Genomic DNA, 21,836 nt, shown 5'->3' with positions numbered 1-21,836 from the left:
TCGCTCACGCCAGTTTGTCGCCGATCAGGAATTCGAGCGCCCGGTCCAGGCGAATATGGGGAAAGATCTGGCCATCTTCCAGTCTGGGCGGACGGAAGCGGATGAAACGGTAGTCGACCCCGCCTTCGCGCAGATTTTCGAGGCCGTTGAAGCCGGTGCCCGAAAACACGGTATTGGGATCCTCGGGCAGTTCGCCCGGGAACACGGCGATCTCGGCCTCGCCGTCGAAGACCTCATCGCCGGAGCGCTCGCCAGCCATGGGCGTGCCGATGATGCAAGGCAGGTTTTCCCGCCCCTGCTTGACGCTGGCCTCCCTGGTGGCACGGATGGAGGCGAGCGCGACCACATCCACGCTGGCGCCCGAAAAGGCCGCCCGGCCGATGGCGCCATCCGCCATCTTGCGCAGGATCGCCTCGAGCCGGTCATGGCTGGTGTGATGCAGATGATCGGCCTTGGTCGCGGCGAACAGGATCTTCTGGATGCGCGGCCGGAAGATCGCCGACCACCAGCTGTTCGCGCCCACGCGGAAGGCCGACAGCACCGAAGTCAGCGCAGTTTCGAGATCATGCACCGCCTGTGGACCGGCATTGAGGGCGGAGAGCGCGTCGACCAGCACGATCTGCCGGTCGAGCCTGGCAAAGTGATGCGTGAAGAAGGGACGCACGATCTTGTGCTTATAGGCTTCGAAGCGCCGCTCCATCATGGCGTGGAGAGAACCCGCCCTGAGATCGCCGGCCTTGGAGAGATCGAGCGGCGCGAAGGTCAGGGCTGGCGACCCCTCCAAATCGCCCGGCAGCAGGAAGCGTCCCGGCGGCAGGGTCGAGAGGGCGAAACGCTCGTCGCGTCCGGCCTTGAGATAGGCGGTGAACAGCGCGGCGGCTTCCCGCGCCAGGGCCTCGTTTTCGGGAGCCGCCGGATCGAGCCTGGCCAGCATTTCATGCCAGGGGCCGGCAATGGCCAGACGAGATCCCTCACGACTGGCGGCGATCGTCTGTGCCGACCACTCGGCATAGCTCATGTTGAGCAGCGGCAGATCGAGCAGCCATTCACCGGGATAGTCGACGATATCAAGGGTGAGGCGCGACATGCCGGCGGCAAAGCGCCGATTGGACTGGAAATCGATGACCAGGCGCAGTTCCGAGATCTGGCGCGTCGAATCGGGCCAGCGCCGGGCCGGGCCGGCCAGATCGGCCAGATGAACTTCATAGTCGAAGCGCGGCACGGTGTCGTCAGGCTGCGGCGAGAGCGAGGAACCGGCAATGCGGCCCTCGGCCTGGGCACGGAACACCGGCAGGCGCCCCCCCTCGACCAGGGCCTGCACCAAAGCGGTGATGAACACGGTCTTGCCGGCGCGCGAAAGACCGGTGACCCCGAGGCGAACGGTTGGATTGAAGCTCGACGCGGCAAAGCCCGCCAAACTCTTGGCCGCAATCAGCGCTTCGTCGAACACGGACATCCAGGAGGAGGCTTGTGGCGGCATGGTCCGCATCACTTAAGGGCAAGCGCGGCAAAATTCCAGCACTCGTCCTGAAACCCTGCAACGACAACCGTTAAAGGCGAAGAGGCGGACGAGACGTCCGCGGTCCCAGCCGAGGAGGTTCTTGCGCAAACCTTGTTCGGTTCACGAGGGTAGCGCCGAGACTGGGACCGCGGACGTCTCGTCCGCCTCTTCGCTTCCGTCACGACACCACGTTGCGCACGAAGCGCACGATGCCCTGCCCCGCATTGACGTAGCTATAGGATTGCGAACTGTCGAAGATGAGGAAATCGCCGGCCGCGACGACCTCGCCGCCGCCGGCCGTCTCGACGATCAGCACGCCCTCGACGACGTAGAGCATTTCGCGCCAGCCCTCGGCATCGGGCAGCGCGTCATAGCGATCGCCGGGACCCAGGCTCCAGCTCCACAGCTCTGCGGCCCGCCGCGCCGGTGCGGCCCCCAGGAAAGCGGCATGGCTGTCCGGATGGGTGCCGCGCCAACCGAGCTGGTCGACACGCTGGTTGCCGGCCTGGCCTGGATCGCGGACGATCGCGCCGAAATCCACGCCCAGCACGCCGGCCAGCCGGTCGAGATTGGCCAGGGAGATATTGGCGTCCCCCGCCTCCACCGCCACGATCAGTCGCCGGCTGAGGCCGCTCGCCTCGGCGAGAGCAGCTTGGCTCAATCCCGCCTCGGCGCGCAAGCGCCTGACATTGGCCCCGACATGGACGAGTACATCCGCCATTCCATCTCATCCTTGACTGCGCAATATAATGCACATATGGATGGGCAATATAATGCGCAACAGGCAAGGCGGCAATCGGTCATGAAGATTCGCAATTTCGGCGTCGAGATCTGGATGAACGGGTATGAGAACCATTGTTCGCACAATCTGGCGGAAACCTGCGTCGAATCGCTCACCATCGCGCAATTGCTGGAGATTGCCGGCAAGGCCCCGAGCGCCCTCGACGATCTCCTGGCCATGAAGATGACCTATGGCGCCATCGAGGGGAGCGAGCGGCTGCGTGCCGCCATTGCGGCGACCTATGCCCGCCAGAAGATCGAGAACATCGTGGTGGCCCATGGCGCCATCGGCGCCAATGCCCTCGTGCACGAAACCCTGGTCGAGCCGGGTGACCGCGTGATCTCGGTGCTGCCGACCTACCAGCAGCATTACTCCATTCCCGCCAGCTACGGCGCCGACGTACAGATCCTCAAACTGCGCGAGGAGAACGGCTTCCTACCCGATCTGGAAGAACTGCGCCGCCTCGCCCTGCCCGGCACCAAGCTGATCGCCATCAACAATCCCAACAACCCGACCGGCGCCTTGATGGACGAGGCCTTTCTCAGGGAGATCGCCACCATCGCCCGCGCCTGCGGCGCCTATGTGCTGTGCGACGAGGTCTATCGCGGCATAGACCAGGAAGGCGACGGCTTCACCGCTTCCATGGCGGATCTCTACGAGAAGGGCATCAGCACCGCCAGCATGTCCAAGGCCTATTCGCTCGCAGGCCTGCGCCTTGGCTGGATCGCAGGTCCCGTGGACCTGATCCACGCCGTCTCCATCCATCGCGACTACAACACCATCAGCGTCGGCATGATCGACGATCACTTCGCCACCATGGCACTGGAGAACCGCGACAAGGTCCTGGCCCGCAGCCGTTCGATCGTGCGCGGCAACCTCGCCATCCTCGACGCCTGGGTCAAGGACGAGCCTCGGATCAGCTATATCAAGCCCCGCTCGGGCACCACGGCCCTCCTGAAATACGATCTTCCCATCGCTTCGGAAGCCTTCTGCATCCGCCTGCTGGAGCGTACCGGCGTGCTGTTCACGCCCGGCAGCGCCATGGAAATGGAGGGATATCTGCGCATCGGCTATGCCAATGGCAGCACCGTCCTGCGCGAGGGTCTGGACCGCGTAAGCCAATTTCTGAAAGAGTTCGACTAACACTCTGTTAAACAGGGTACTATCAGAATTTTCCTTCTACCGGCGCCGCAGAGTCTCGACCCGTGCCTGCGCGCTGCTGCGCCGGGCAGCCTCGGCCACCTCCCTGGAGACGATGGTCTGCCCGATCGGCGCTATGGCGATGCCGGCGAGCTTGAGGTGCTGGATGCCGAAGGGAATGCCGATGATGGTGACGAAGCAGAACAGCGCCGAGCAGACATGGCCGATCGCCAGCCACAGGCCGGCAAAGACGAACCAGATCACATTCCCGATCAGGCCGAGGCCGCCGGTACCGATGTCGTCCCTCTGATAGAGTTCGCGCCGGCTGATCGCCTCGCGCCCGAACGGAAAGAAGCAGAAATTCGAGATCGTCAGGCAGGCCCGCCCCCAGGGAATGCCAACGATGGTGAGGAAAGCCAGCAAGCCGAGCAGAAACCAGGCCATGCCCAGGAAAATGCCGCCGAAGACGAACCAGATCAGGTTTCCGATCAATCGCATCAGCTATTCCTTACAATCGTCTGCATTGGCGCGATAATCAGCTGAAAACGAACGCTATAGCGTTTTGCGATTTGGCGGGATCGCCAAGCATCGCAAAGACGCGTCGAACCAAAGAGTTAGAGCAAAACAGCGTTTCCGTCTAAACGCGCTTTGCTCTAGTGATCCAACATCTTCGGCGAAAGGAACAAGACCAGCGTCGCCTGATGACCGGCGATCCCGGCCCACTCATCGAGCTCGAAGTCGAGAACGGCAAGGGCGGCGGTCGGAAATTTGCCGCTGAGCGGATCGGCTGCCGTCCCCGCCCCCCGTGTCAGGAAGGCCGCGATCTGTTCCAGGCCGGGATTGTGGCCGACGATCAGCAGCGTCTGCACCTCCGGCGCCACCGCCCGGATGACGCGCAATATCGTTTCCGGCGGCGCCTCGTAGATCGCCCGCTCGAAATGCAGCGTGTGCGGCCCCAGGCTGCCCTCGGTCAGGGCCAGCGTCTCGCGCGTGCGACGTGCAGTCGAGGCGATCACATGGTCGGGCAGCAGACCGCGCCGGGCGATCTCCCTTCCCATGCGCGAGGCGTCCCGCTGCCCCCGCGGCGCAAGCGGACGCTCGTGATCGGAAACACCGTCGGGATAGTCCGATTTCGCGTGCCGCAGCAATATCAGGCGCTTCATCAATCGATCACTTAGAATTCTTTGCCAAAGCTATGATTTCAGGCCTATATTCGAAATGCATGGTGTCATAATGGTACCATTTTCCACCCCAGATGAAACCGTGCTTTTCGAAAACCTCGACAATCTCCATCGGGATGCGGTTCTTGTAGGAAACCTTGTCCGTCTCCTTCTTGGCGCCGCCCCAGCGCCAATAGTCTGTAAACTTCACATTGATGTCGATCGCCGCGGCGTAGGCGTGCATGCTCATGCGTGACGTGCCGGCGATCACGCGGCAGTTGAAGGTTCCAGCCGAAGGCTTGAGATAGACATGAAATTTGGCCGGCAGGGCCTCGAGGTCACGCGAGACGGACTGCAGCCGATCGGCAACGCCATTGGCGGTGGCCACACGCAGCGTGCCGCCGCCCAAACCGGGGAGCCACTGGATGGTCTTGAGCTTGACCTGCCCCTTCGTGCAATCGCCATACATCGCATCGAACAGCGCCTGGTTGCGGGCGCGGCCGGGATCATCGGCCGGCGTGGCCGGCTGCTTGTAATGGGCCCCGAGCGTATAGGGCATGACGAACATGTCGCGGATATCGGCCTTCTCGATGCGCTGCTGCGGCGTCTTGTTGGCAGCACCGTCGGAAAGCGCGATGTGCTGGCCGTCCTTCAAGATGAGATCCTTGGCGTCGTAGCCCGCAATGAAATCGGGATAGGCCGCCACCAGAGCATCCAGGGTGGGGTCGGCCATCGCCGCCGACGCAAAAACCGTCGACAGAGCCAGGGCCAGCATTCCGCTTCGCACGACATTCCTCATTGACCAGCCTCGGCGCGCTGGATCAGGGCGACATTGGCTTTTTCGACGGCGCTGAGCTCGATATTCCAGGTCCAGGGGCGATACCAGGAGAATTGGGAGAAATAGGCCCGCAATTGCGGGTCCTTCATATAGCGGCCGCGGCGCGCGTAGATCTCGTTGCGGGCCAGACGCAATTGCGCCCCGGACAAGCCCGAAATATCGTTCCAGTTCAATCGCCTGCTTCCTGAATCCGGCAAGATGAATTCAACCTGGTTGTTGCGGGGCGCAGGCGTGGGTTCCACCGGCTCGACTGCCGCCTGCTGCTGGAAGTCAGGCTGCGCCTGGGGGTCGACAGCCGGCTGAGGGGTTGGTTGCGGCGCGACCTGAGGTTCGACCGTTATCGTCTTGACCGGCTGCACGTTCTCCGCCTTGCCGGCCATGGCGAAGGAGCCGATGATGGCTTCGTTCACCCAGGGGGTCTGGCTGCCCTGGGTCGACTGGTCGACATCGGCCCTGACCTGTCCGAACATCTGGCGGATGTCGAGGCCGGGCGTCTCCATATGGGCGAGCAGCGCCGTGGTGAAGGGCGAGTTGCGCCCGCTGCCGTCCTGCGCCACCGAGCCCGGCGCCGTCGAAAAAGCGATCAGCGTGCCCTTGGCCGAGGAGGCGTCGAGATCGATGCGCGCCAGCCCGCGCGTGCCCGCCCCCCGCGTCAACTGGCGCGTCAACGGATTGTCCCGGCACGAATCCAGGATCACGATCTTCACCTTCGGCGCCGCGCTGTCGACCAGCTCCAAAAGCTTGTCCAGCGACAGGGTCTGGGTGTCCAGATCGAGCTCGTCCGAGATCTTGGCCGAGACCGGCACCAGATAGTTGCGCCCCTTCACCTGCACGCCATGGCCCGAATAGAATACCACCACGCTGTCGGCATGATCGGCATCGCGCAGGAAGGCCCTGAGCCCGTCATTCATCGCCACCAGGTCGCCGTCCTTGACCAGCGTCACCGCATAGCCGATCCGCCCCAGCGCCGCCGCCATGTCGTTGGCGTCATTGGCCGGGTTCACCAAGGGCGTCACCGAGCGATAGGCACTGTTGCCGATCACCAGAGCCGCCTTCTGGGCCGCCAGAGCCTCGCCCCCGACGAGCAGGCCGGCGAGCAGAAAAAGACCCCACATATAACGTCGCATCATCATGGCCCGACCGGTCTTGTACACCTTGGCAGAGTATCACCTTTTGTTAACACATCGAACGCGCGAAAAAGCACATCGAGGCGCCGGCATGAATTTGGGGATCGATGCCTGTGGCAGGATTGTCACGCGTTCCAACCGTCTCATGATTCACGGCAATTTCGCCGATTTCATCCTTGCAACGAAGCAGCGCTTACGGCCATGAAGGCTGCCACCCAAGTGTTGTGTACGGGATCGGAGAGGCTGTGGATTTGCGCCAGGCAACCGCCATTGCGAAACAATTCATGCCACGGCCGGGCAAACCGGCCAGCCTCGCGGTTCTCGCCCTGCTCGCAGCAACCGGCACGGTTCAGGCAGGCGACGATTCGCAGCCCATGCAGTTCAATATCGTTGCCTCCGGCAAATCCTGCCCGGGATGCGTGGTGATCAACGCCTCGGGCCAGATCGTCGACGAAACCTCGCGAAATTTTGCCGTCTTCCTTTCGCAGAATCGATTGAGCGGCGTCCTGCCGGCGGAACCGGCGGACGGGCAACTGCCGCCGGACGATGCGCCAAAGGTCATCGTGGCTTTCGAGTCGATCGGCGGCAAGGTGCAGCCTGCCCTGATCATAGGGCGGCGCATCCGCAAGGCCGGATGGACAACCATTATCGGCCAGGCCCGCCTTCAGCGCGGCCAGCCGGTCTTCAATCAGGCCGGCTGCTTCTCGGCCTGCACCATGGTGATGCTGGGCGGCACGGCCCGCTTCGTCGTGCCGGGCTCGAAGGTCGGTGTGCATCAGTTCTCACCGCAATTTACCGATGGCGAGAGCTTCGATGCCCGCGAGATGGGTCAGATCGTACGCGATTACGGCCGCGAGGTCGTCAGCGTCTATGACTTCGTCAAGACTCTAGGGGTGAACGAAGCATTCTTCACCACCACCCTGCGCACCCCCTTCAACAGTCTCGACGTCCTGCCCGAAAGCCAGTGGATCCCCGTTGGGGTCGCCACGACCCTGCTGCCGGCCTCCGATGAACCCGTTACGACCTCGAGCCTGCTCACCGGCAGGGGGAACGACCAGCCAATGGCCGCTGTCGCCAAGCCGAGCGTGGGGCTCAAGGCCTCGCCGGGCACGCCGCCGGCCGGCCACGGCCGCTGGACCCTCATCCAAGCCGTGGGCCTGCCGGCAACCGCGGAATTTGCCAGCGAGCAGTTCCGCGTCGCCCTCGCCTGCCGCGACAGCAAGACGGCGCGGCTCGAACTATCCTTCAAGGCCCTGGCGCCGCTCGACCTCGAACGCATGCGGGCCGCTGCCGTCTCGGCGCGCGCGCTCAGGATTGCCGGGCGTCAGGTTGCGATCGACAGCGTAGAGGCGGCCGGCAATGGCGAGCAGAGCGTCGCCGCCCTGCTCGCTGCCAAGGATGTCAGGGATTTGCGCAGAAGCGGTAATCTCACCGTCGCCGTGCTCAACAAGGCCGGCGAGCCGGTCGGTCGGTCGGAAGCCATCCCCACCGAAGACGCCTCGAAAACGCTCGACGACGCCATGGCGTCCTGCGGGGCCTGAAAGCCCGCAGGCAGGGACGAGCCCGGCCATAGCAATAGCGTGCCTTTCCCGGCCTCGTTGCGCCTTTTCAGATGGAGCACCGTGCCTTTCAGGAAACGGCGCTATCTCGCGCTTCAATGCAGCTTGTCGGCTTCCCACGCTGCCCGCATGGCATCATCGACCGAGGCGAAATGCGGCGAGACATCGTCGGTGCTTTCCTCGGCGTGTGGTTTTTCCTCGCGAATGACCAGTACAGAGCAGCCGGAATGGCGCACGATGGCGCTCGCATTGCAGCCGAGCAGATAGGTCGCGACGCTCGGTTGGTGAGAACCGACCACCACGAGATCGGCCTGCTGTTCCTCGGCAATGGCCAGCACTTCATGATAGATGCCACCGATCCGCACCACGCTCTGCACCTGGCCGCCCGGCAGCAACACCGTGCGAGCAAGATCGGCAAGCGAGCCCTTGGCCTTTTCGGCGACCTCGCCTTCAAAGCTCACGGGCACCGTATCCAGCATCATCAGGGGCATGATCGGCACGACATGGACCAGGGTCAGCGTCGCGCCGGCGGTATCGGCAAGTTTTACTGCGCTGTCGATGGCGAGTCTGGCCAGTTTCAGATCTGCAATATCGACAGGAACGACGATCGACTTGAACATCTTGTCTACTCCCGTTGGCCGAGCTGACGCACAGAACAGAATAGACGTTATGGCGTCACGCCTCAGTTGAAAGAGCACGCCCCAGCCGTCCTTGGACGGCTGTACCTAATCGATATAGGGCCCCCTGACGAATTGCAAACGCTTGGGATGCCGAAAAGTTCAGAGCACACCGAGTTTTTTTTGCAGGGAAGACGATGAGGTCGTGTATTGGAAGGTCAGGCGTTTCTCCGGGTAGATGTAACGGAAAGCCTTCTGCGCCATCAACGCGCCTTCATGGAAGCCGGAGAGGATCAGCTTGAGCTTGCCGGGATACCAGTTGATGTCCCCGATGGCGAAAATGCCCGGCTGCGATGTCTCGAAGGTCTCGGTGGAGACAAGCACCAATTCGTCATTGTGCAGATCGAGCCCCCAGCTCGACACCGGGCCGAGCTTCATGGTCAGGCCGAAGAAGGGCAGCATGTGCTCGACCGGCAAGGTATAGACAGTGCCGGAATCCTCGCGGATCACGGCGCCCGAAAGCTGCCCATCCGCCCCTTCCAGGCCGACGACCTGCCCGAACTTCAGGTCCATCGCCCCCTCTGCCGCCAAGGCTCGCATCTTCTCGACCGAGTGGGGGGCGGCCCGGAACGCATCGCGCCGATGCATCAGCGTCACGCGCTTCGCGATGGGCTGCAGGTTCAGCGTCCAGTCGAGAGCGGAATCGCCGCCGCCGACGATCAGCACGGAGCGGTCGCGGAAAGCTTCCATCTGCCTGACGGCATAGGAGACCGACTTGCCTTCATAGGCTTCGATGCCCTCGATCGGCGGCTTCTTGGGCTGGAAGGAACCACCGCCGGCGGCAATCACCACGGTCTTGGTCTCGAAGACGTCGCCGGCATCCGTGGTAACCCGGAACAAGGGATCACCGATGCGCTCGATCGTCGAGATCATGCGCGACAGATGGAAGACCGGCGAGAAAGGCTCGATCTGCTTGAGCAGATTGTCGACGAGTTCCTGCCCCGTCACGATCGGGAAGCCGGGAATGTCGTAGATCGGCTTTTCTGGATAGAGCTCGGCGCACTGGCCGCCGATCTTGTCGAGAATGTCGACCACATGCACCCTGATATCGAGCAGACCGAGTTCGAATACGGAGAACAGGCCGACAGGCCCGGCGCCAACGATGAGCACGTCGGTCTTGATAATCTCAGTCATGATCTGTCCGATAGGTGGTTCACAGCAGCTTCTAAAGCGTTTCGCGATTTGGCGGAATCGCCAAGAATCGCAAAGACGCGTCCAATCAAAGAGTGAGAGCAATGCGGCGTTTCCGCCTAAACGCGCTTTGCTCTAGGGCAGCAAGGCTGACCAAAGTCAACGAAGCGCATGCCCTCGTCAACTCCGCAATCATGATCAAATCAGCGCAGCTAGGGTGAGGCCACCGGAGACAGATCATGACCCGACACGAAACCAGCCTCGCCTATGCCGCTCGCATCGAGCGGGTGATGAGCCATATCGCCGAGCACCTCGACGACCGGCTCGAACTCGACGATCTCAGCGACATAGCCTGCTTCTCGCCCTACCACTTCCACCGCGTCTTCGTCGCGGTCACGGGAGAAACCGTGGCAGAGGCTGTGCGGCGGCTGCGCCTCCATCGCGCTGCCGTCGAGCTCAACCGCTCCCAGCACGCGCTGGCCCGCATCGCCAGCCGGGCAGGCTACGGATCGGTGGCGGCCTTCACCCGCGCTTTTGCGGCCTCCTATGGCTCGCCACCGGCCGCCTATCGGCGCGCCGGGCAGGATCTGCGCCCGGTATCCCCGCAATCAGGATCACAAGCCATGACCCGTGCGACCGCGTTGCGCTCCGCCCTGCATTACGATGTCACCATCGAGACCGTGCCCAAACTCAGGCTGGTGACTTTGCCCCATCGCGGCGATTACCAGAAGATCGGTGCCAGTTTCGAGCGCCTGCTTGCCTGGGCAGGCGGACACGGCCTGCTGCGCCCGGGCGCGCGGATGATCGGCATCTATTACGACGATCCCGACAGCAAGCCCGTCGCGGAGCTGCGCTCGGAGGCAGGCCTAGCGGTGCCGGAAGACAGCCCGCTCGGCCCGGACATGGTCTGGCGCGAGGTCGGTGGCGGTCCGGTGGCGCGGCTGGTGCACAAAGGTCCCTATGCCGATCTCGATGTCGCCTATGCCTTTCTCTATCATAGCTGGCTGCCGCATTCCGGGCGCCAGCCGGGCGATGCGCCCTGCTTCGAGGAATATCTCAACGATCCCCGCAGTGCGCCACCTTCCGAATGGCTGACGGCGGTGAACCTGCCGTTGAAGTAGCGTCCTCTCGCGGCCGGGGCAGCTTGCCACGGGGCGGAACGAAAGACGTACCGGAACAAGCGTCAGAGCAGCTCGAAAAGGCTGTAGACCGGCCCTCCCGGCTGTCGGTCGCCGACACCGATGGCAAGGACACGGTTGAGCCAATCATAGTTCGCCGAAGCGGTTTCGAAGGCCCCGGTGACGCGGAAATAGTAGTCGGCCGGATCGACCCGGCCGCCTTTCGCCAGTTCCGCCATGACGTCGGGAGGGCCGTGCCGCAGGCCCCGATAGGACATGCCGATCAGAGCGCCATCGGCGGTCTTGAGGATCAATCGCACATCCAACGTCGTGCTGCCATCCGGCCGCGCGATCTGCCAGTCGCTACCGCCCTCAAGCACCTCGCCGGACAGCCGCTCGCCTTCGAAGCGGCCGCCGGCGACGACGCCGACACGCCGATCCCCGTTCGGCGTCGTCCCGAAGCCGATCGGTTTGGCGACGTCCAGTGTCATCACAAACAGAGGCCTGGTGCGGATTCCCTTTTGTACGTCCGGCAATCCGTCGAGAGAGGGAGAGGACATTTCGAACAACTCCTTGACAGGAAAAGGAACCGATCGCCCTCCTCGAGGGCATCGTCGTTCTCATGGAAAATGAGCCGCAGCCCGGTCAGCCCTCGTACCTCAGGACGATCTCGCCGATCCCCTCGCAATAGCCACGCAGCGTGTCGCCGGGCTTCACCGAGCTGACGCCGGCCGGTGTGCCGGTCATCAGGAGATCGCCGGGCGCCAGCGCCACATAGCGCGACAGATAGGCAATGGCCTCCGGCACCGACCAGATCATCTGCGACAGGTCGCCGGACTGCTGCACCTTGCCGTTGACCGTTACCTCGATCCTGCCCCTGTCGGGGTGGCCGATGCGCGCGGCCGGCACGATGGCACTGATCGGGCATGACTGGTCGAAGCCCTTGGCAAGCTCCCAGGGCCTGGAAAGCTTCTTCGCCTCGGCCTGGATGTCCCGGCGCGTCATATCGAGGCCGACGGCATAGCCATAGACATGCTCGAGCGCCCGTTCGACGGGAACGTCCTGCCCTCCCCGTCCGATGGCGGCCACCAGTTCGATCTCGTGGTGCAGGTCTGCGGTCTGCGTCGGAAACGGCAGCAGGCCGCCCGCATTGACCGCATCACCGGGCTTGGCGAAGAAAAAGGGCGGCTCGCGCGTGGGATCGGCCCCCATCTCCCGGGCATGATCGGCATAGTTGCGCCCGACGCACCAGATGCGGCGCACCGGAAAGGCCCCGGTTTCGCCAGCGACTGCCACGAAGGGCTGCGGCGCTGGTTCAATGACATAGTACATCGCGATATCTTCCTGACTATCTGGAGGTTCGTCGCCCCGATGGGCCTCGATCAGCCAAACACCTCCCTCAGCCGCTTGACGATGTCGGCGACGCCAAACCTGACAGGGTCCGTCGTCGGCAGCCCCTCGGCTTCGGCGATCTCGGCCAGGCAGGCCCGTGCCGCCGCCTCGTCCAGCGCCTGGGTGTTGACCGCGATGCCGACACATTGAATGCCGGGATTGGTGAGGCGGCCATTGGTGATGGTACCGTCGATGACGGCGCGGATGCTCGGCAGCGCGGCCGGCACGCCGCGCATGGTCCTGCGGGTCGGCTCGTGGCAGACGACGAAGGCATCGGGCTGGGCGCCATGCAGCAACCCGAGGGTCACGCCGGCAAAGGAGGGATGGAACAGGCTGCCCTGCCCCTCGATCACGTCCCAATGCCGGGGATCGGCATCGGGGCTGATCCATTCGGCGGCGCCGGAAATGAAATCGGCCACCACCGCATCCACGGCCACGCCGCGTCCGGAAATCAGGATGCCGGTCTGCCCCGTGGCTCGGAAATCGGCATCGAGGCCCTGAGCCTGCATCTCCCGTTCCAGGGCAAGGGCGGTATATTTCTTGCCCACCGAACAATCGGTACCGACGGTGAGCAGCCGCAAGCCGCTGCGCTTGGTGCCCTTTCCGGTGGCGAAACTCTGGCCCGGGATGCGCACGTCGTGGAGCTGCCGGCCATGGCGCCGGGCGGCTTCGGCAATTTGCGGAAATTCCTCCAGTCTGCGATGCAGGCCCGAGGCGACGTCCAGCCCGGCTTCCAGGGCCTCGACGATCACGCTGATCCAATGCTCCGGCAGGACGCCGCCGGCATTGACCACGCCGATCACCAGCGTCCGGGCGCCACGCCGGACACCCTCGCCAATGCCGAGGTCCTCCAGCCCCAGATCCGCCCGGCACCCCGGCAGCCGCAACTGGCCGAGGCACCAGTCCCTGCGCCAGTCGACGATGCCTGCCGCGGTCTTGGCGGCAAGCTGGTCGGCCACGTCGCCAACAAACATCAGATAGGGCTTTTCGATCTGCATGGGGCAACGACCTTCCTGAAGACCTGCGCGCAGTGGTTGCCGGGTCGCGCCGTCACACGCTATCCTATTGACTGCGCAGAAATATTGGCAAAGCAGCACAGGGCTTTTTGCGCATCATGCCTGAGAGATTAGTATGGCCTCCAGTGATTCCCCCGCAAGAGCCCGTTTCGTAACTTGAAGCCCGAACAGGACATAGACAATAGCGATCTGACCCAGACGGGTCCCGCTCGGCTGGCGCCAACAGGCGCCTGGGTCGCACGCAATTCGCGGCATCTGGAAAAACTCTCTGCGATCATGATCAAGGCCGCCCCGGCCAATACCGTGGTGGAGTTCGATCTGTCGGGCGTCTCGCAGCTCGACACGCTCGGCGGGGTCGTCATCGAGAATATCCGGGCAGCCTTCGGCGCGCGCAACTCCACGCTCGAGATCACCAATGCCACCGAGGCGCAGGCAATCCTGCTGGCGGAGATCGCGGCCCAGAACATTACGTCGCCCCCTCAGCCGCCGGAAGCGCATCATCTCATCGAACTCCTGGCCGATCTCGGCCAGTCGATGCGCCGAATCGTGCACGACGCCGTGAACATGAACGTCTTTCTCGGCGAAACCATGCGCGCGATCGGGCGTCTGCTCACGGCGCGTACACGCTTTCGCTGGGCCGCCGTGGTGAATCAGATCGAATTGATCGGCCTGCGCGGCGTGCCGATCATCGCGCTGATCTCCTTTCTCGTCGGCGCCATTCTCGCCCAGCAGATGATCCTGCAGCTGAGCTATTACGGCGCCACGCTGCTGGTGGTGTACACCCTGGCCGTGCTGATGTTCCGGGAAGTCGGCCTCCTGCTTGCGGCCATCATGGTGGCCGGCCGCTCGGGTTCGGCGATCACGGCGGAACTCGGCTCGATGAAGATGCGCGAGGAGATCGATGCCATGCACGTCATGGGCATCGATCCCATGGAAGTCCTGGTCATCCCCCGGATCCTCGCCTTGATCATTTCGTTGCCGATGCTGACCTTCCTGGCCGCGATGGCAGGCATGTTCGGCGGCGCGCTGGTGGCCTGGGGCTATGGCGGCATCACGCCCACCACCTTCCTGCAGAACCTGCGGGATTCGATGACCATGCACACTTTCCTCGTCGGCCTGATCAAGGCGCCCGTCATGGCGCTGATGATCGGCATCACCGCCTGCGTCGAAGGTTTCAAGGTACAGGGATCGGCTGAATCGCTCGGGCGCCAGACCACGGCCTCGGTGGTCAAATCCATGTTCATCGTCATCGTGGTCGATGGCGTCTTCGCCATTTTCTTCGCATCGATCAGTTTCTGACCATGGCCCCCCCAGACCAATCCCGCGAAATCATCATCTCCGCCCACGACGTCCGCGTGAACTTCGGACCCCGTTTCATCCTCGACGGCCTCAGCCTGGACGTCTATCGCGGCGAGATCCTGGGCGTAGTCGGCGCTTCGGGCACCGGCAAATCGGTGCTGATGCGCACCATCATCGGCCTGGCACCGCTCCACTCCGGGCAGATCGAGGTCTTCGGCCTGGACTATCTCAATTTGCGTCCGCGCGAACAGCAGCGTATCGCCCGGCGCTGGGGCGTGCTGTTCCAGCAAGGCGCCCTGTTCTCCTCCCTGACGGTGAAGCAGAACATCCAGGTGCCGATGCGCGAATATCTCAAGCTCTCGCCCAAGCTGCTGGACGAACTGGCCATGCTGAAGATCGCGCTGGTGGGCCTCAAACCCGATGCCGCCGACAAGCGTCCCTCGGAGCTCTCGGGCGGCATGATCAAGCGTGCGGCACTGGCACGGGCCCTGGCCCTCGACCCGGACCTGGTTTTTCTGGACGAACCGACCTCCGGCCTCGATCCGATCGGCGCCGGTGAATTCGACGAGTTGATCGCCACGCTCAGGCAGACACTCGGGCTGACCGTCTATATGGTGACGCACGACCTCGACAGCCTCCATGCGATCTGCGATCGCATCGTTGCGATCGGCGAGGGACGCGTGTTGGCCCAAGGCCCGATGGAGACCATGCTCGCTTCCGAACATCCCTGGCTGCGCGCCTATTTTCACGGCCCGCGTGCCCGTGCCGCCCTGGCGACCGCCAGCAACGGCGCCAAGAGAGCGAGTTGAGCATGGGGAGCGAGTTGAGCATGGACATCGAGCTGAACATGGATAGTGCCTGACCCATGGAAACACGCGCTCACAATGCCCTGATCGGCCTGTTCACCCTTGCAGTCGTCGCCGCCGCGCTCGGCTTTGTGGTCTGGTTCGCCCGCATCAGCGAAAGCCAGACGGTCCGGCGTTTCCAGGTGGATTTCGCCGGTTCCGTCACAGGCCTCACCGTCGGGTCGAGTGTCACGTTCAACGGTATCCGGGTTGGTCAGGTCGAAACGCTGGAGATCAATCCCAACAATCCCTCGGGCGTGATCGCCATCATCAGCGTACGCGACAAGACCCCCGTGAAGGTGGACACTTCGGCAAGGCTGGAGTTTACCGGCATCACCGGTGGCGCCAACATCCAGCTCTATGGCGGCAAGCCGAACACGGAGGATCTCAAGCCCAAGGACGACCAGCAATATGCGGTGATCCAGGCCCAGCGCTCGGAGCTGCAGAACCTTGTCGACGGCGCGCGCGACACCATCACCCAGGCTGCCTCCACCATGAACCGCCTGGATGGCTGGATCGCCCAGAACGAAGCCAATGCCACGGCGACCATCCAGAACGTCCAGGCCTTCACCAAGGCGCTCGCCGACAATTCCGCCAATGTCTCCGACTTCTTGCACAGCACCGGCGAGGCTGCCCAGAGCATCAAGCGCGTGGCCGACAACCTCAACGGCATGACATCCGACCTGCAGGCCTTGCTCAAGGCTGTTTCACCCGAGAAGATCGATCATATCGTCAGCAACGTTTCCCTGGCTTCCGACAATCTGACGTCCTTCACCAAGGCCTTCGATGCCGCCAAGGCGCAGGCTGCCGTCGACAATATCACAGCCTTCAGCAAAACTTTGGCCGACAGCCGCGAACCACTGCAGGCCTTCGCCACCAATGCCTCCTCGCTGACGGCCCAGCTCAATGCGATGGCACCCAAGCTCGATGCGGGGCTCGAGAACATCAACCGCATCACCGCGGCGGTCGACAGTGCGAAGGTCAACCAGGTGGTCGACAACGTCGCCGCCTTCACCGGTGCGCTCGGACAGAACGCCGAGGAGATCACGGCCTTCGTCAAGGATGCCCGCAGGATTTCGGGCGACCTGTCGGCAATGACGCCCAAGCTCGCCGCTGCCTTCGACAGCTTCAACAGGGTGGCGACCGCGCTCGATCCGGCCAAGATCGACGGCGTCGTTAGCAATGTGAACAAGTTTGCGACCACCCTCGGCGATTCCAGCGCCCAGGTCCGCCAGGTGGTCGCCGATGCCGGCGATATTTCCAAGAAGCTCAACCGGGCAGCCGACCAGCTCGACGGCATCATGAAGAACATCACGGCCATGACCTCGGGCCAGGGCGGTCAGGGCATGTTCGCCGAGATCACCGAAGCGGCAAAGGCCATCCGCCAATTCGCGACCAATCTCGACGCCCGCACTGCGGCATTGGCGAAGAACCTCGATCAGTTCACCGGTGCCGGCTTGCGGGATTACCGGCAATTGGCCGTCGACGGGCAGAAAACCCTGCAGAATCTGCAGCGGACCCTCAACGGCCTTCAGCGCAATCCACAACAGCTGATTTTCGGGCCGAAATCGAATATCCCCGATTACAAGGGTAAATGATATGCGTGGTGTCGGTATGCGTTCCCTCCTCCCCCCCCTGCCCGCTCATTCGATAAGGGGCCTGGCCCTGGCAGCAGCCCTGCTGGCTGCCGGTTGCTCCACGCTGGCCGGATCATCGCCACCGGCCACCTACGACCTCAGCGCTCCCCGGGATGTCGAGGCGCGCGGCAACAGCCGCGCCCAGATCATGGTGGCCGAGCCGACCGCGCTCCAGGCCATCAACAGCGAGCGCATCCTGGTGCATAGCTCCAACAGCCAGATCTCCTACCTGCCTGCAGCCCAATGGGCCGATCGCCTGCCCCTGCTGGTACAAGCCCGCCTGATCCAGACCTTCGAGAACGCCCACCGCATCGGCATGGTCGGGCGACCCGACGACAAGTTCACGCCGGATGCCCTGCTGGTGACGGAACTGCGTGATTTCCAGATCGATGCCGGCACTTCGCCCGTCGCGGTGGTCACGGTCGCCGCGCGCGTGGTCAGCCAGAAATCCGGGCGCATCGTCGCCGCCAATCTGTTTTCCGCCCGGTTTCCCGCTGGGGGCCTGACCGGTCAGCAGGCCTCCGCCGCCCTCGATCAGGCCCTGCGCAAAGTGCTCATCGAGATCGTGGCCTGGACGACGGGCAAGGCGTCCCTTGCGTCATAATTTTGATTAAAATTCAATCGCAATAGATTGAAATAAAGGGTATATCCTTTGACGTCCCTCAGCCTGCCGTGGCGACCAAGCCTCCGCCACCCGCAGGTTCGGTTCAGCTGAACAGCGCCGCTTTCTTGGTGAACGGCATGACCTCGATCTCGCCGAGGGTCAGGCGAGGCGCGAGTTCGCGTGCTTTCGGCGTAGCGGGCCTCTGCGCGACGGCGAGCTCGACTTCCTTGTCCACCGCCGCCTCAGGTTCGAGCCTGAGGGGAGCGGTGAAGATCGAGTGCTCCTCCTCCACCGGTTCTTCATCGATGAAGGTCACCAGCCCGGAAGGAGGTGCAGGCTCGAGTGCTGCCTCCACCACGGCCACCATGTCGAGCACCTTGTCTCGCCCGCCCTCCGGTATCGAAAGACCGGCCGCGTCATCGCCCTTGCCCGAGATTGCCGCCCATTTATCAAGGCGATGCTGAGCCGTGTCCTCGCTGGCCGCCAGTTCCCTATGCCAGCGCTGGGTTGCGAGGTGATTGGGAGGCAGGATCAGCTCCTGGCGCGGCACGTCCAGCGTCAGCAACGCCTCGGTCGCTTCCTCGTCGAGCTCAAGGATCGGAAAGAGTTCGTCGGGCGCCGCCGGGCCGCTGGCGGGGTCTGAAACAGCCTCACCCTGCTCGATGGCAGAGGCGGCGATCTCGCCCCCGGCCTGCTGGCCGCCTCCCTGGGCGTGCACAGTATCGGTGCTCTCCGGGCTCGCCAGCTCTGGCGGCAGGCCCAGGGCCGCGATCTCGGTGGCTGCGTGTTCCAGGCCTTCCCAACCCCAATCGGCGTTCGCTGTTTCGGCCTCCGGCTCCGCTTGTTCCGACTCTGAGGGCGAAAATACCACAATCTCCGCAGCATCCGCCTCGCCCGCCGCGGCAGCCTCTACCTCGGACGTGACCGGCATGGTTTCGGTCATCGTGGGAGGGGGAGCATCTCCAACTGCCTCCGCTCCGATTTCGGAAGCGAACCCGATGCCGTCGGTCTCCATAGCCGCCTCGGCCTCTTCGAAAACCGCGGCTCCTTCGGCGGGGTGCTCCTCAAGGGTGGGCGAAGGGTTCGTCGGCGCCGACACCGCGTTGGCGGTTCCCTTCACGGCTACCGGCGGTCCCGATTGGGCGGCGGCAATCGCCTGCGCGATGTCGGCCATGCCGCGCGTGACCTCGTCGCGGGCATCCAGGGCGCCCGCACTGTGGACCAGCCGCTCGAGACGGCGGATCGCCGCCAGCACGGCGTCGGTGTCGGCATTGCGGTTGCGGCGGGCATATTCGGCCAGGAACCAGCGCCCTCGCGCGGTCTCCATCACGGCCGCTTCGATGGCGCCGTAATCCTCTTCGCTGAGCAGCGGTTCGGGCGAAAGCGATTGCATGAAATGGCCCTCGTCAACTGGCACAGGCGGGCGTAAGAGATTCAACGAATCGTCGTTGTCCTGATTCTCACCCCATATAATCCAAAGCGCCCGCCCGGGGCCAATCCTGCGCGGTTGTTTTCCCCCGATGTCGCTGATTTCCTTCAAGGATTGGAGCGTCTCACGCAAATCTGCGATCGCAGCCAGCGTGACCTACGCCCTGTTGCTCTCCGGCCCCGGCGTCTACACGCCCTTCTTTCCGCTTTGGCTGGTCGAGCGGGGGTTCAATGCCAGCGATATGGGCCTGCTGCTCGCCATTCCCATGCTGATGCGCGTGACTTCGGCGCCCTTTGCCTGGGTCGGCGACGGTCCGCTCGGCCCGCGACGCACCTTTCTGTTCATGGTGTGCTGCGCGGCCTTCGGCTATGCCGGCCTCACTTTTGCCCAGAGCTTCACCGCAGTCGCCATCAATCTGGCCATCGCCTTTGCCTTCGTGGCCGCCACCACGCCTCTGCTGGACACCATCGTTCTGGGCGGTGTCAGCCTGCATGGCCATAAATACGGCCAGATCCGGCAATGGGGCTCGCTCGCCTGGCTCGTTTCCGGCCTCACTGCCGGCCTGGTGCTGAAGCATCTGCCGATCACCACGGTGCCGCCGATCCTGGCGATCCTGGCGGCGCTCACGGTTTTCGCCGGCCTGTCCCTGCCGGATGATCGCAGCCGCGGCCGGCGGCTGGTCATGCGTCCGGCGTCGGAAGGCACCTCGCCGCCGCTCAAGCTGATGATCGTCTTCGTCGCCGGCATCGCCTGCCTGCAGGGCGCCCACGCCTTTCTCTACAGTTTCGGCACGCTGATCTGGCAGGATCAGGGCTTTTCTTCCCTGCAGATCGGCGTGCTCTGGGCCATCGGCGTGGTGCTGGAGACCAGCGTCTTCCTGTTCGGCAGCAATATTGCCGGGCGGCTCGGTCCCTACCGCTTGATCCTGTTCGGCGGAGCCGTCGGCATCACGCGCTGGATCCTGCTGGGCCTTGCTCCCGCCAATGGCTTCGCCGTGGCAGGGCTCCAGGCCCTGCACGGCTTTTCCTTCGCCTGCGTGCATCTGGCCACCATGGGCTGGGTCGCCCGCTTTACACGCAATCCCTCGGCGCGCCAGGGCGTGGTCGCTTCGGTCATCGGCATCGGCCTCACTCTCGGCACCGTGATGTCCGGCGAACTCTACGGCCTGTTTTCAGCCCATGGCTATTTCGCGATGGCCCTGATCGCCATGATCGGCACCGGCCTGGTGGTCGTCGCCGGTATGATCGAGCGCAGGAGTGGCGCTCAGCCCCAGAGCCCGGCTTCGGGTGGATAGACGGTGCTGCCTTCATAGCGCAGGCCGGGTTCCCGGTCGCGGGCGAGCAGCAGCGGCCCGTCGAGATCGACGACGACGGCCTGGCCGGCAAGCAGCAATGCCGGGGCCATGGCCAGGGACGTGCCCACCATGCAGCCGATCATCAGGTCGAGCCCCAGCGAGCGCGCCTGCCCAGCCAGCGCGATGGCTTCTGTAAGGCCACCTGCCTTGTCGAGCTTGATGTTGATCGCGTCATAGCGCCCTCTGAGATCCGGCAGCGATGCTCGGTCATGCAGGGATTCATCGGCACAGACCGGCACGATCCGCTCCACCTGCGCAAGGGCGCCATCGTCTCCGGCCGGCAGCGGCTGCTCGATCAACGTGACGCCGGCCTCCGCGCAGGCGCGCAGATTGGCCACGAGATTGTCGGCCCGCCAGCCTTCGTTGGCGTCGATGATCAATTGCGACCGAGGAGCGTGGCGGCGGACAGCGGCGATGCGCGCGGTATCGTCGGGCGTGCCAAGCTTGATCTTGAGCAACGGCCGGTGCGCCGCCTTGGCCGTGGCTTCAGCCATGGCCTCGGGCTCGCCCAGCGAAATCGTATAGGCCGTGGTCAGCGGGCCGGGCTCTGTGAGGCCCGCCATGCGCCAGGCGGGCTTGCCCGCGAGCTTCGCTTCCAGATCCCACAAGGCGCAATCGATGGCGTTGCGGGCGGCACCGGCTGGGACAAGGTCCTGGAGCGCGGCACGCGACAGGCCCGCCTCGATTGCTTCACGCCGCGCCTCGATCGCCTCGACCACGCCTTCCACCGTTTCGCCATAGCGAGCATAGGGCACGCATTCGCCACGCCCCCTCAGGCCATCGCGCGAGATCTCGACGACGACCACGACCGCCTCGGTCTTGGACCCGCGGGCAATGGTAAAGACATTGGCGAGCGGCCAGCGCTCCACGGCGATGGAAAGATGCGCGGCCATGGCGACGATCAGGCCTGCTTTTCGGGGGTGTTGACGATCAATCCGTCGAGATTGTCGCGAACGCGGATCTGGCAGGAGAGCCTGGAGGTCGGACGCACGTCGAAAGCGAAGTCCAGCATGTCCTCCTCCATCGGCTCGGGCTCACCGACCAGAGGCATGAAGGCCTCGTCGACATAGACATGGCAGGTGGCGCAGGCGCAGGCACCGCCGCACTCGGCCACGATACCCGGAATGCCGTTGCGGATCGCCGCCTCCATCACCGTCGAGCCCGGCTCGGCCTCCACTTCCCGGCTTTCGCCGGTGTGATCTCGGAATATGATTTTGACCATCGTCCA

General features: G+C 63.9%; 22 protein-coding genes. 8 read left to right on the top strand and 14 right to left on the bottom strand.

The annotated features are described in order from the left end of the window. Nucleotides 1-4: 4 nt before the first annotated feature. Together U1R88_RS01920 and U1R88_RS01915 are read right to left on the bottom strand one after the other, a co-directional pair. Complete coding sequence (locus U1R88_RS01920; protein WP_322429744.1) at nt 5-1,480, bottom strand: YcjX family GTP-binding protein; 1,476 nt, start codon at nt 1,478-1,480, stop codon at nt 5-7. Between the two features lie 199 nt (nt 1,481-1,679). Beyond that, nucleotides 1,680-2,222, bottom strand: a complete 543-nt coding sequence (locus tag U1R88_RS01915; RefSeq protein ID WP_068290971.1) for an XRE family transcriptional regulator — start codon at nt 2,220-2,222, stop codon at nt 1,680-1,682. A gap of 81 nt (nt 2,223-2,303) precedes the next feature. Between U1R88_RS01915 and U1R88_RS01910 the strand changes: the two genes are divergently transcribed. Then, a complete protein-coding gene (locus U1R88_RS01910; protein ID WP_322429743.1) occupies nt 2,304-3,425 on the top strand; it encodes an aminotransferase in 1,122 nt (373 codons plus the stop codon). Between the two features lie 36 nt (nt 3,426-3,461). Here U1R88_RS01910 and U1R88_RS01905 read toward each other — a convergent pair whose 3' ends face one another. From U1R88_RS01905 to U1R88_RS01890, 4 genes are all read right to left on the bottom strand, one after another. Beyond that, nucleotides 3,462-3,920, bottom strand: a complete 459-nt coding sequence (locus U1R88_RS01905) for a YccF domain-containing protein (RefSeq protein ID WP_322429742.1) — start codon at nt 3,918-3,920, stop codon at nt 3,462-3,464. A gap of 155 nt (nt 3,921-4,075) precedes the next feature. After that, nucleotides 4,076-4,585, bottom strand: coding sequence for a SixA phosphatase family protein (locus tag U1R88_RS01900; protein WP_322429741.1), 510 nt, complete (start codon nt 4,583-4,585; stop codon nt 4,076-4,078). Nucleotides 4,586-4,592: 7 nt separating this feature from the next. After that, entirely contained in the window at nt 4,593-5,357 is a 765-nt protein-coding gene (locus tag U1R88_RS01895) for a M15 family metallopeptidase (RefSeq protein ID WP_162275151.1), read from the bottom strand. A 20-nt stretch (nt 5,358-5,377) separates the two neighbouring features. Then, nucleotides 5,378-6,535 (bottom strand): caspase family protein, encoded by a 1,158-nt coding sequence (locus U1R88_RS01890; protein ID WP_322429740.1) that lies wholly within the window; start codon nt 6,533-6,535, stop codon nt 5,378-5,380. Between the two features lie 296 nt (nt 6,536-6,831). Between U1R88_RS01890 and U1R88_RS01885 the strand changes: the two genes are divergently transcribed. Continuing rightward, on the top strand, nt 6,832-8,088 hold the full coding sequence (locus tag U1R88_RS01885; RefSeq protein ID WP_322429739.1) for a hypothetical protein: 1,257 nt from the start codon (nt 6,832-6,834) through the stop codon (nt 8,086-8,088). Between the two features lie 113 nt (nt 8,089-8,201). Here U1R88_RS01885 and U1R88_RS01880 read toward each other — a convergent pair whose 3' ends face one another. Further along, nucleotides 8,202-8,726: a universal stress protein gene (locus tag U1R88_RS01880; RefSeq protein WP_068298815.1), complete on the bottom strand. Its 525-nt coding sequence runs from the start codon at nt 8,724-8,726 to the stop codon at nt 8,202-8,204. A 159-nt stretch (nt 8,727-8,885) separates the two neighbouring features. Then, nucleotides 8,886-9,917: an NAD(P)/FAD-dependent oxidoreductase gene (locus tag U1R88_RS01875; protein WP_311940320.1), complete on the bottom strand. Its 1,032-nt coding sequence runs from the start codon at nt 9,915-9,917 to the stop codon at nt 8,886-8,888. A 236-nt stretch (nt 9,918-10,153) separates the two neighbouring features. Here U1R88_RS01875 and U1R88_RS01870 point away from each other — a divergent pair, with 236 nt between their 5' ends. Continuing rightward, a complete protein-coding gene (locus U1R88_RS01870) occupies nt 10,154-11,035 on the top strand; it encodes an AraC family transcriptional regulator (protein ID WP_322429738.1) in 882 nt (293 codons plus the stop codon). Nucleotides 11,036-11,097: 62 nt separating this feature from the next. Here U1R88_RS01870 and U1R88_RS01865 read toward each other — a convergent pair whose 3' ends face one another. The 3 genes from U1R88_RS01865 to dgcN all read right to left on the bottom strand — a co-directional run bounded on the left by U1R88_RS01865 (nt 11,098) and on the right by dgcN (nt 13,422). Continuing rightward, nucleotides 11,098-11,592: a DUF3237 domain-containing protein gene (locus U1R88_RS01865; protein ID WP_322429737.1), complete on the bottom strand. Its 495-nt coding sequence runs from the start codon at nt 11,590-11,592 to the stop codon at nt 11,098-11,100. 85 nt (nt 11,593-11,677) lie between these two features. Then, complete coding sequence (locus tag U1R88_RS01860; protein WP_322429736.1) at nt 11,678-12,364, bottom strand: fumarylacetoacetate hydrolase family protein; 687 nt, start codon at nt 12,362-12,364, stop codon at nt 11,678-11,680. Nucleotides 12,365-12,414: 50 nt separating this feature from the next. Beyond that, entirely contained in the window at nt 12,415-13,422 is a 1,008-nt protein-coding gene (gene dgcN, locus U1R88_RS01855) for an N-acetyltransferase DgcN (RefSeq protein WP_322429735.1), read from the bottom strand. Between the two features lie 294 nt (nt 13,423-13,716). Between dgcN and U1R88_RS01850 the strand changes: the two genes are divergently transcribed. The 4 genes from U1R88_RS01850 to U1R88_RS01835 are packed head-to-tail and all read left to right on the top strand — an operon-like array spanning nt 13,717 to nt 17,825. Continuing rightward, a complete protein-coding gene (locus U1R88_RS01850) occupies nt 13,717-14,739 on the top strand; it encodes an MlaE family ABC transporter permease (protein WP_082980220.1) in 1,023 nt (340 codons plus the stop codon). A 2-nt stretch (nt 14,740-14,741) separates the two neighbouring features. Further along, complete coding sequence (locus U1R88_RS01845; protein WP_156771811.1) at nt 14,742-15,548, top strand: ABC transporter ATP-binding protein; 807 nt, start codon at nt 14,742-14,744, stop codon at nt 15,546-15,548. 56 nt (nt 15,549-15,604) lie between these two features. Further along, nucleotides 15,605-17,182: an MlaD family protein gene (locus tag U1R88_RS01840; protein WP_322429734.1), complete on the top strand. Its 1,578-nt coding sequence runs from the start codon at nt 15,605-15,607 to the stop codon at nt 17,180-17,182. 16 nt (nt 17,183-17,198) lie between these two features. Continuing rightward, nucleotides 17,199-17,825 carry an ABC-type transport auxiliary lipoprotein family protein gene (locus tag U1R88_RS01835; protein WP_322429733.1) on the top strand — a complete coding sequence of 209 codons (627 nt, stop codon included), beginning with the start codon at nt 17,199-17,201 and terminating at the stop codon, nt 17,823-17,825. A 103-nt stretch (nt 17,826-17,928) separates the two neighbouring features. Here the strand turns inward: U1R88_RS01835 and U1R88_RS01830 are convergent, their stop codons facing one another. Next, nucleotides 17,929-19,218: a hypothetical protein gene (locus U1R88_RS01830; protein WP_322429732.1), complete on the bottom strand. Its 1,290-nt coding sequence runs from the start codon at nt 19,216-19,218 to the stop codon at nt 17,929-17,931. A 127-nt stretch (nt 19,219-19,345) separates the two neighbouring features. Here U1R88_RS01830 and U1R88_RS01825 point away from each other — a divergent pair, with 127 nt between their 5' ends. Continuing rightward, nucleotides 19,346-20,548 (top strand): MFS transporter, encoded by a 1,203-nt coding sequence (locus U1R88_RS01825; protein ID WP_322429731.1) that lies wholly within the window; start codon nt 19,346-19,348, stop codon nt 20,546-20,548. Here the strand turns inward: U1R88_RS01825 and dgcA are convergent. Further along, complete coding sequence (gene dgcA, locus U1R88_RS01820) at nt 20,518-21,501, bottom strand: N-acetyl-D-Glu racemase DgcA (RefSeq protein WP_322429730.1); 984 nt, start codon at nt 21,499-21,501, stop codon at nt 20,518-20,520. The genes U1R88_RS01825 and dgcA overlap by 31 nt on opposite strands. 8 nt (nt 21,502-21,509) lie before the next feature. After that, nucleotides 21,510-21,830, bottom strand: a complete 321-nt coding sequence (locus tag U1R88_RS01815; RefSeq protein WP_068298777.1) for a 2Fe-2S iron-sulfur cluster-binding protein — start codon at nt 21,828-21,830, stop codon at nt 21,510-21,512. Nucleotides 21,831-21,836: the final 6 nt, after the last annotated feature.

This window comes from Labrys sedimenti (genome assembly GCF_034424805.1).
Classification (GTDB): domain Bacteria; phylum Pseudomonadota; class Alphaproteobacteria; order Rhizobiales; family Labraceae; genus Labrys; species Labrys sedimenti.
The sequence above is the reverse complement of the archived record's forward strand: the minus strand, read 5'-3'. Positions and strand labels throughout refer to the sequence as shown.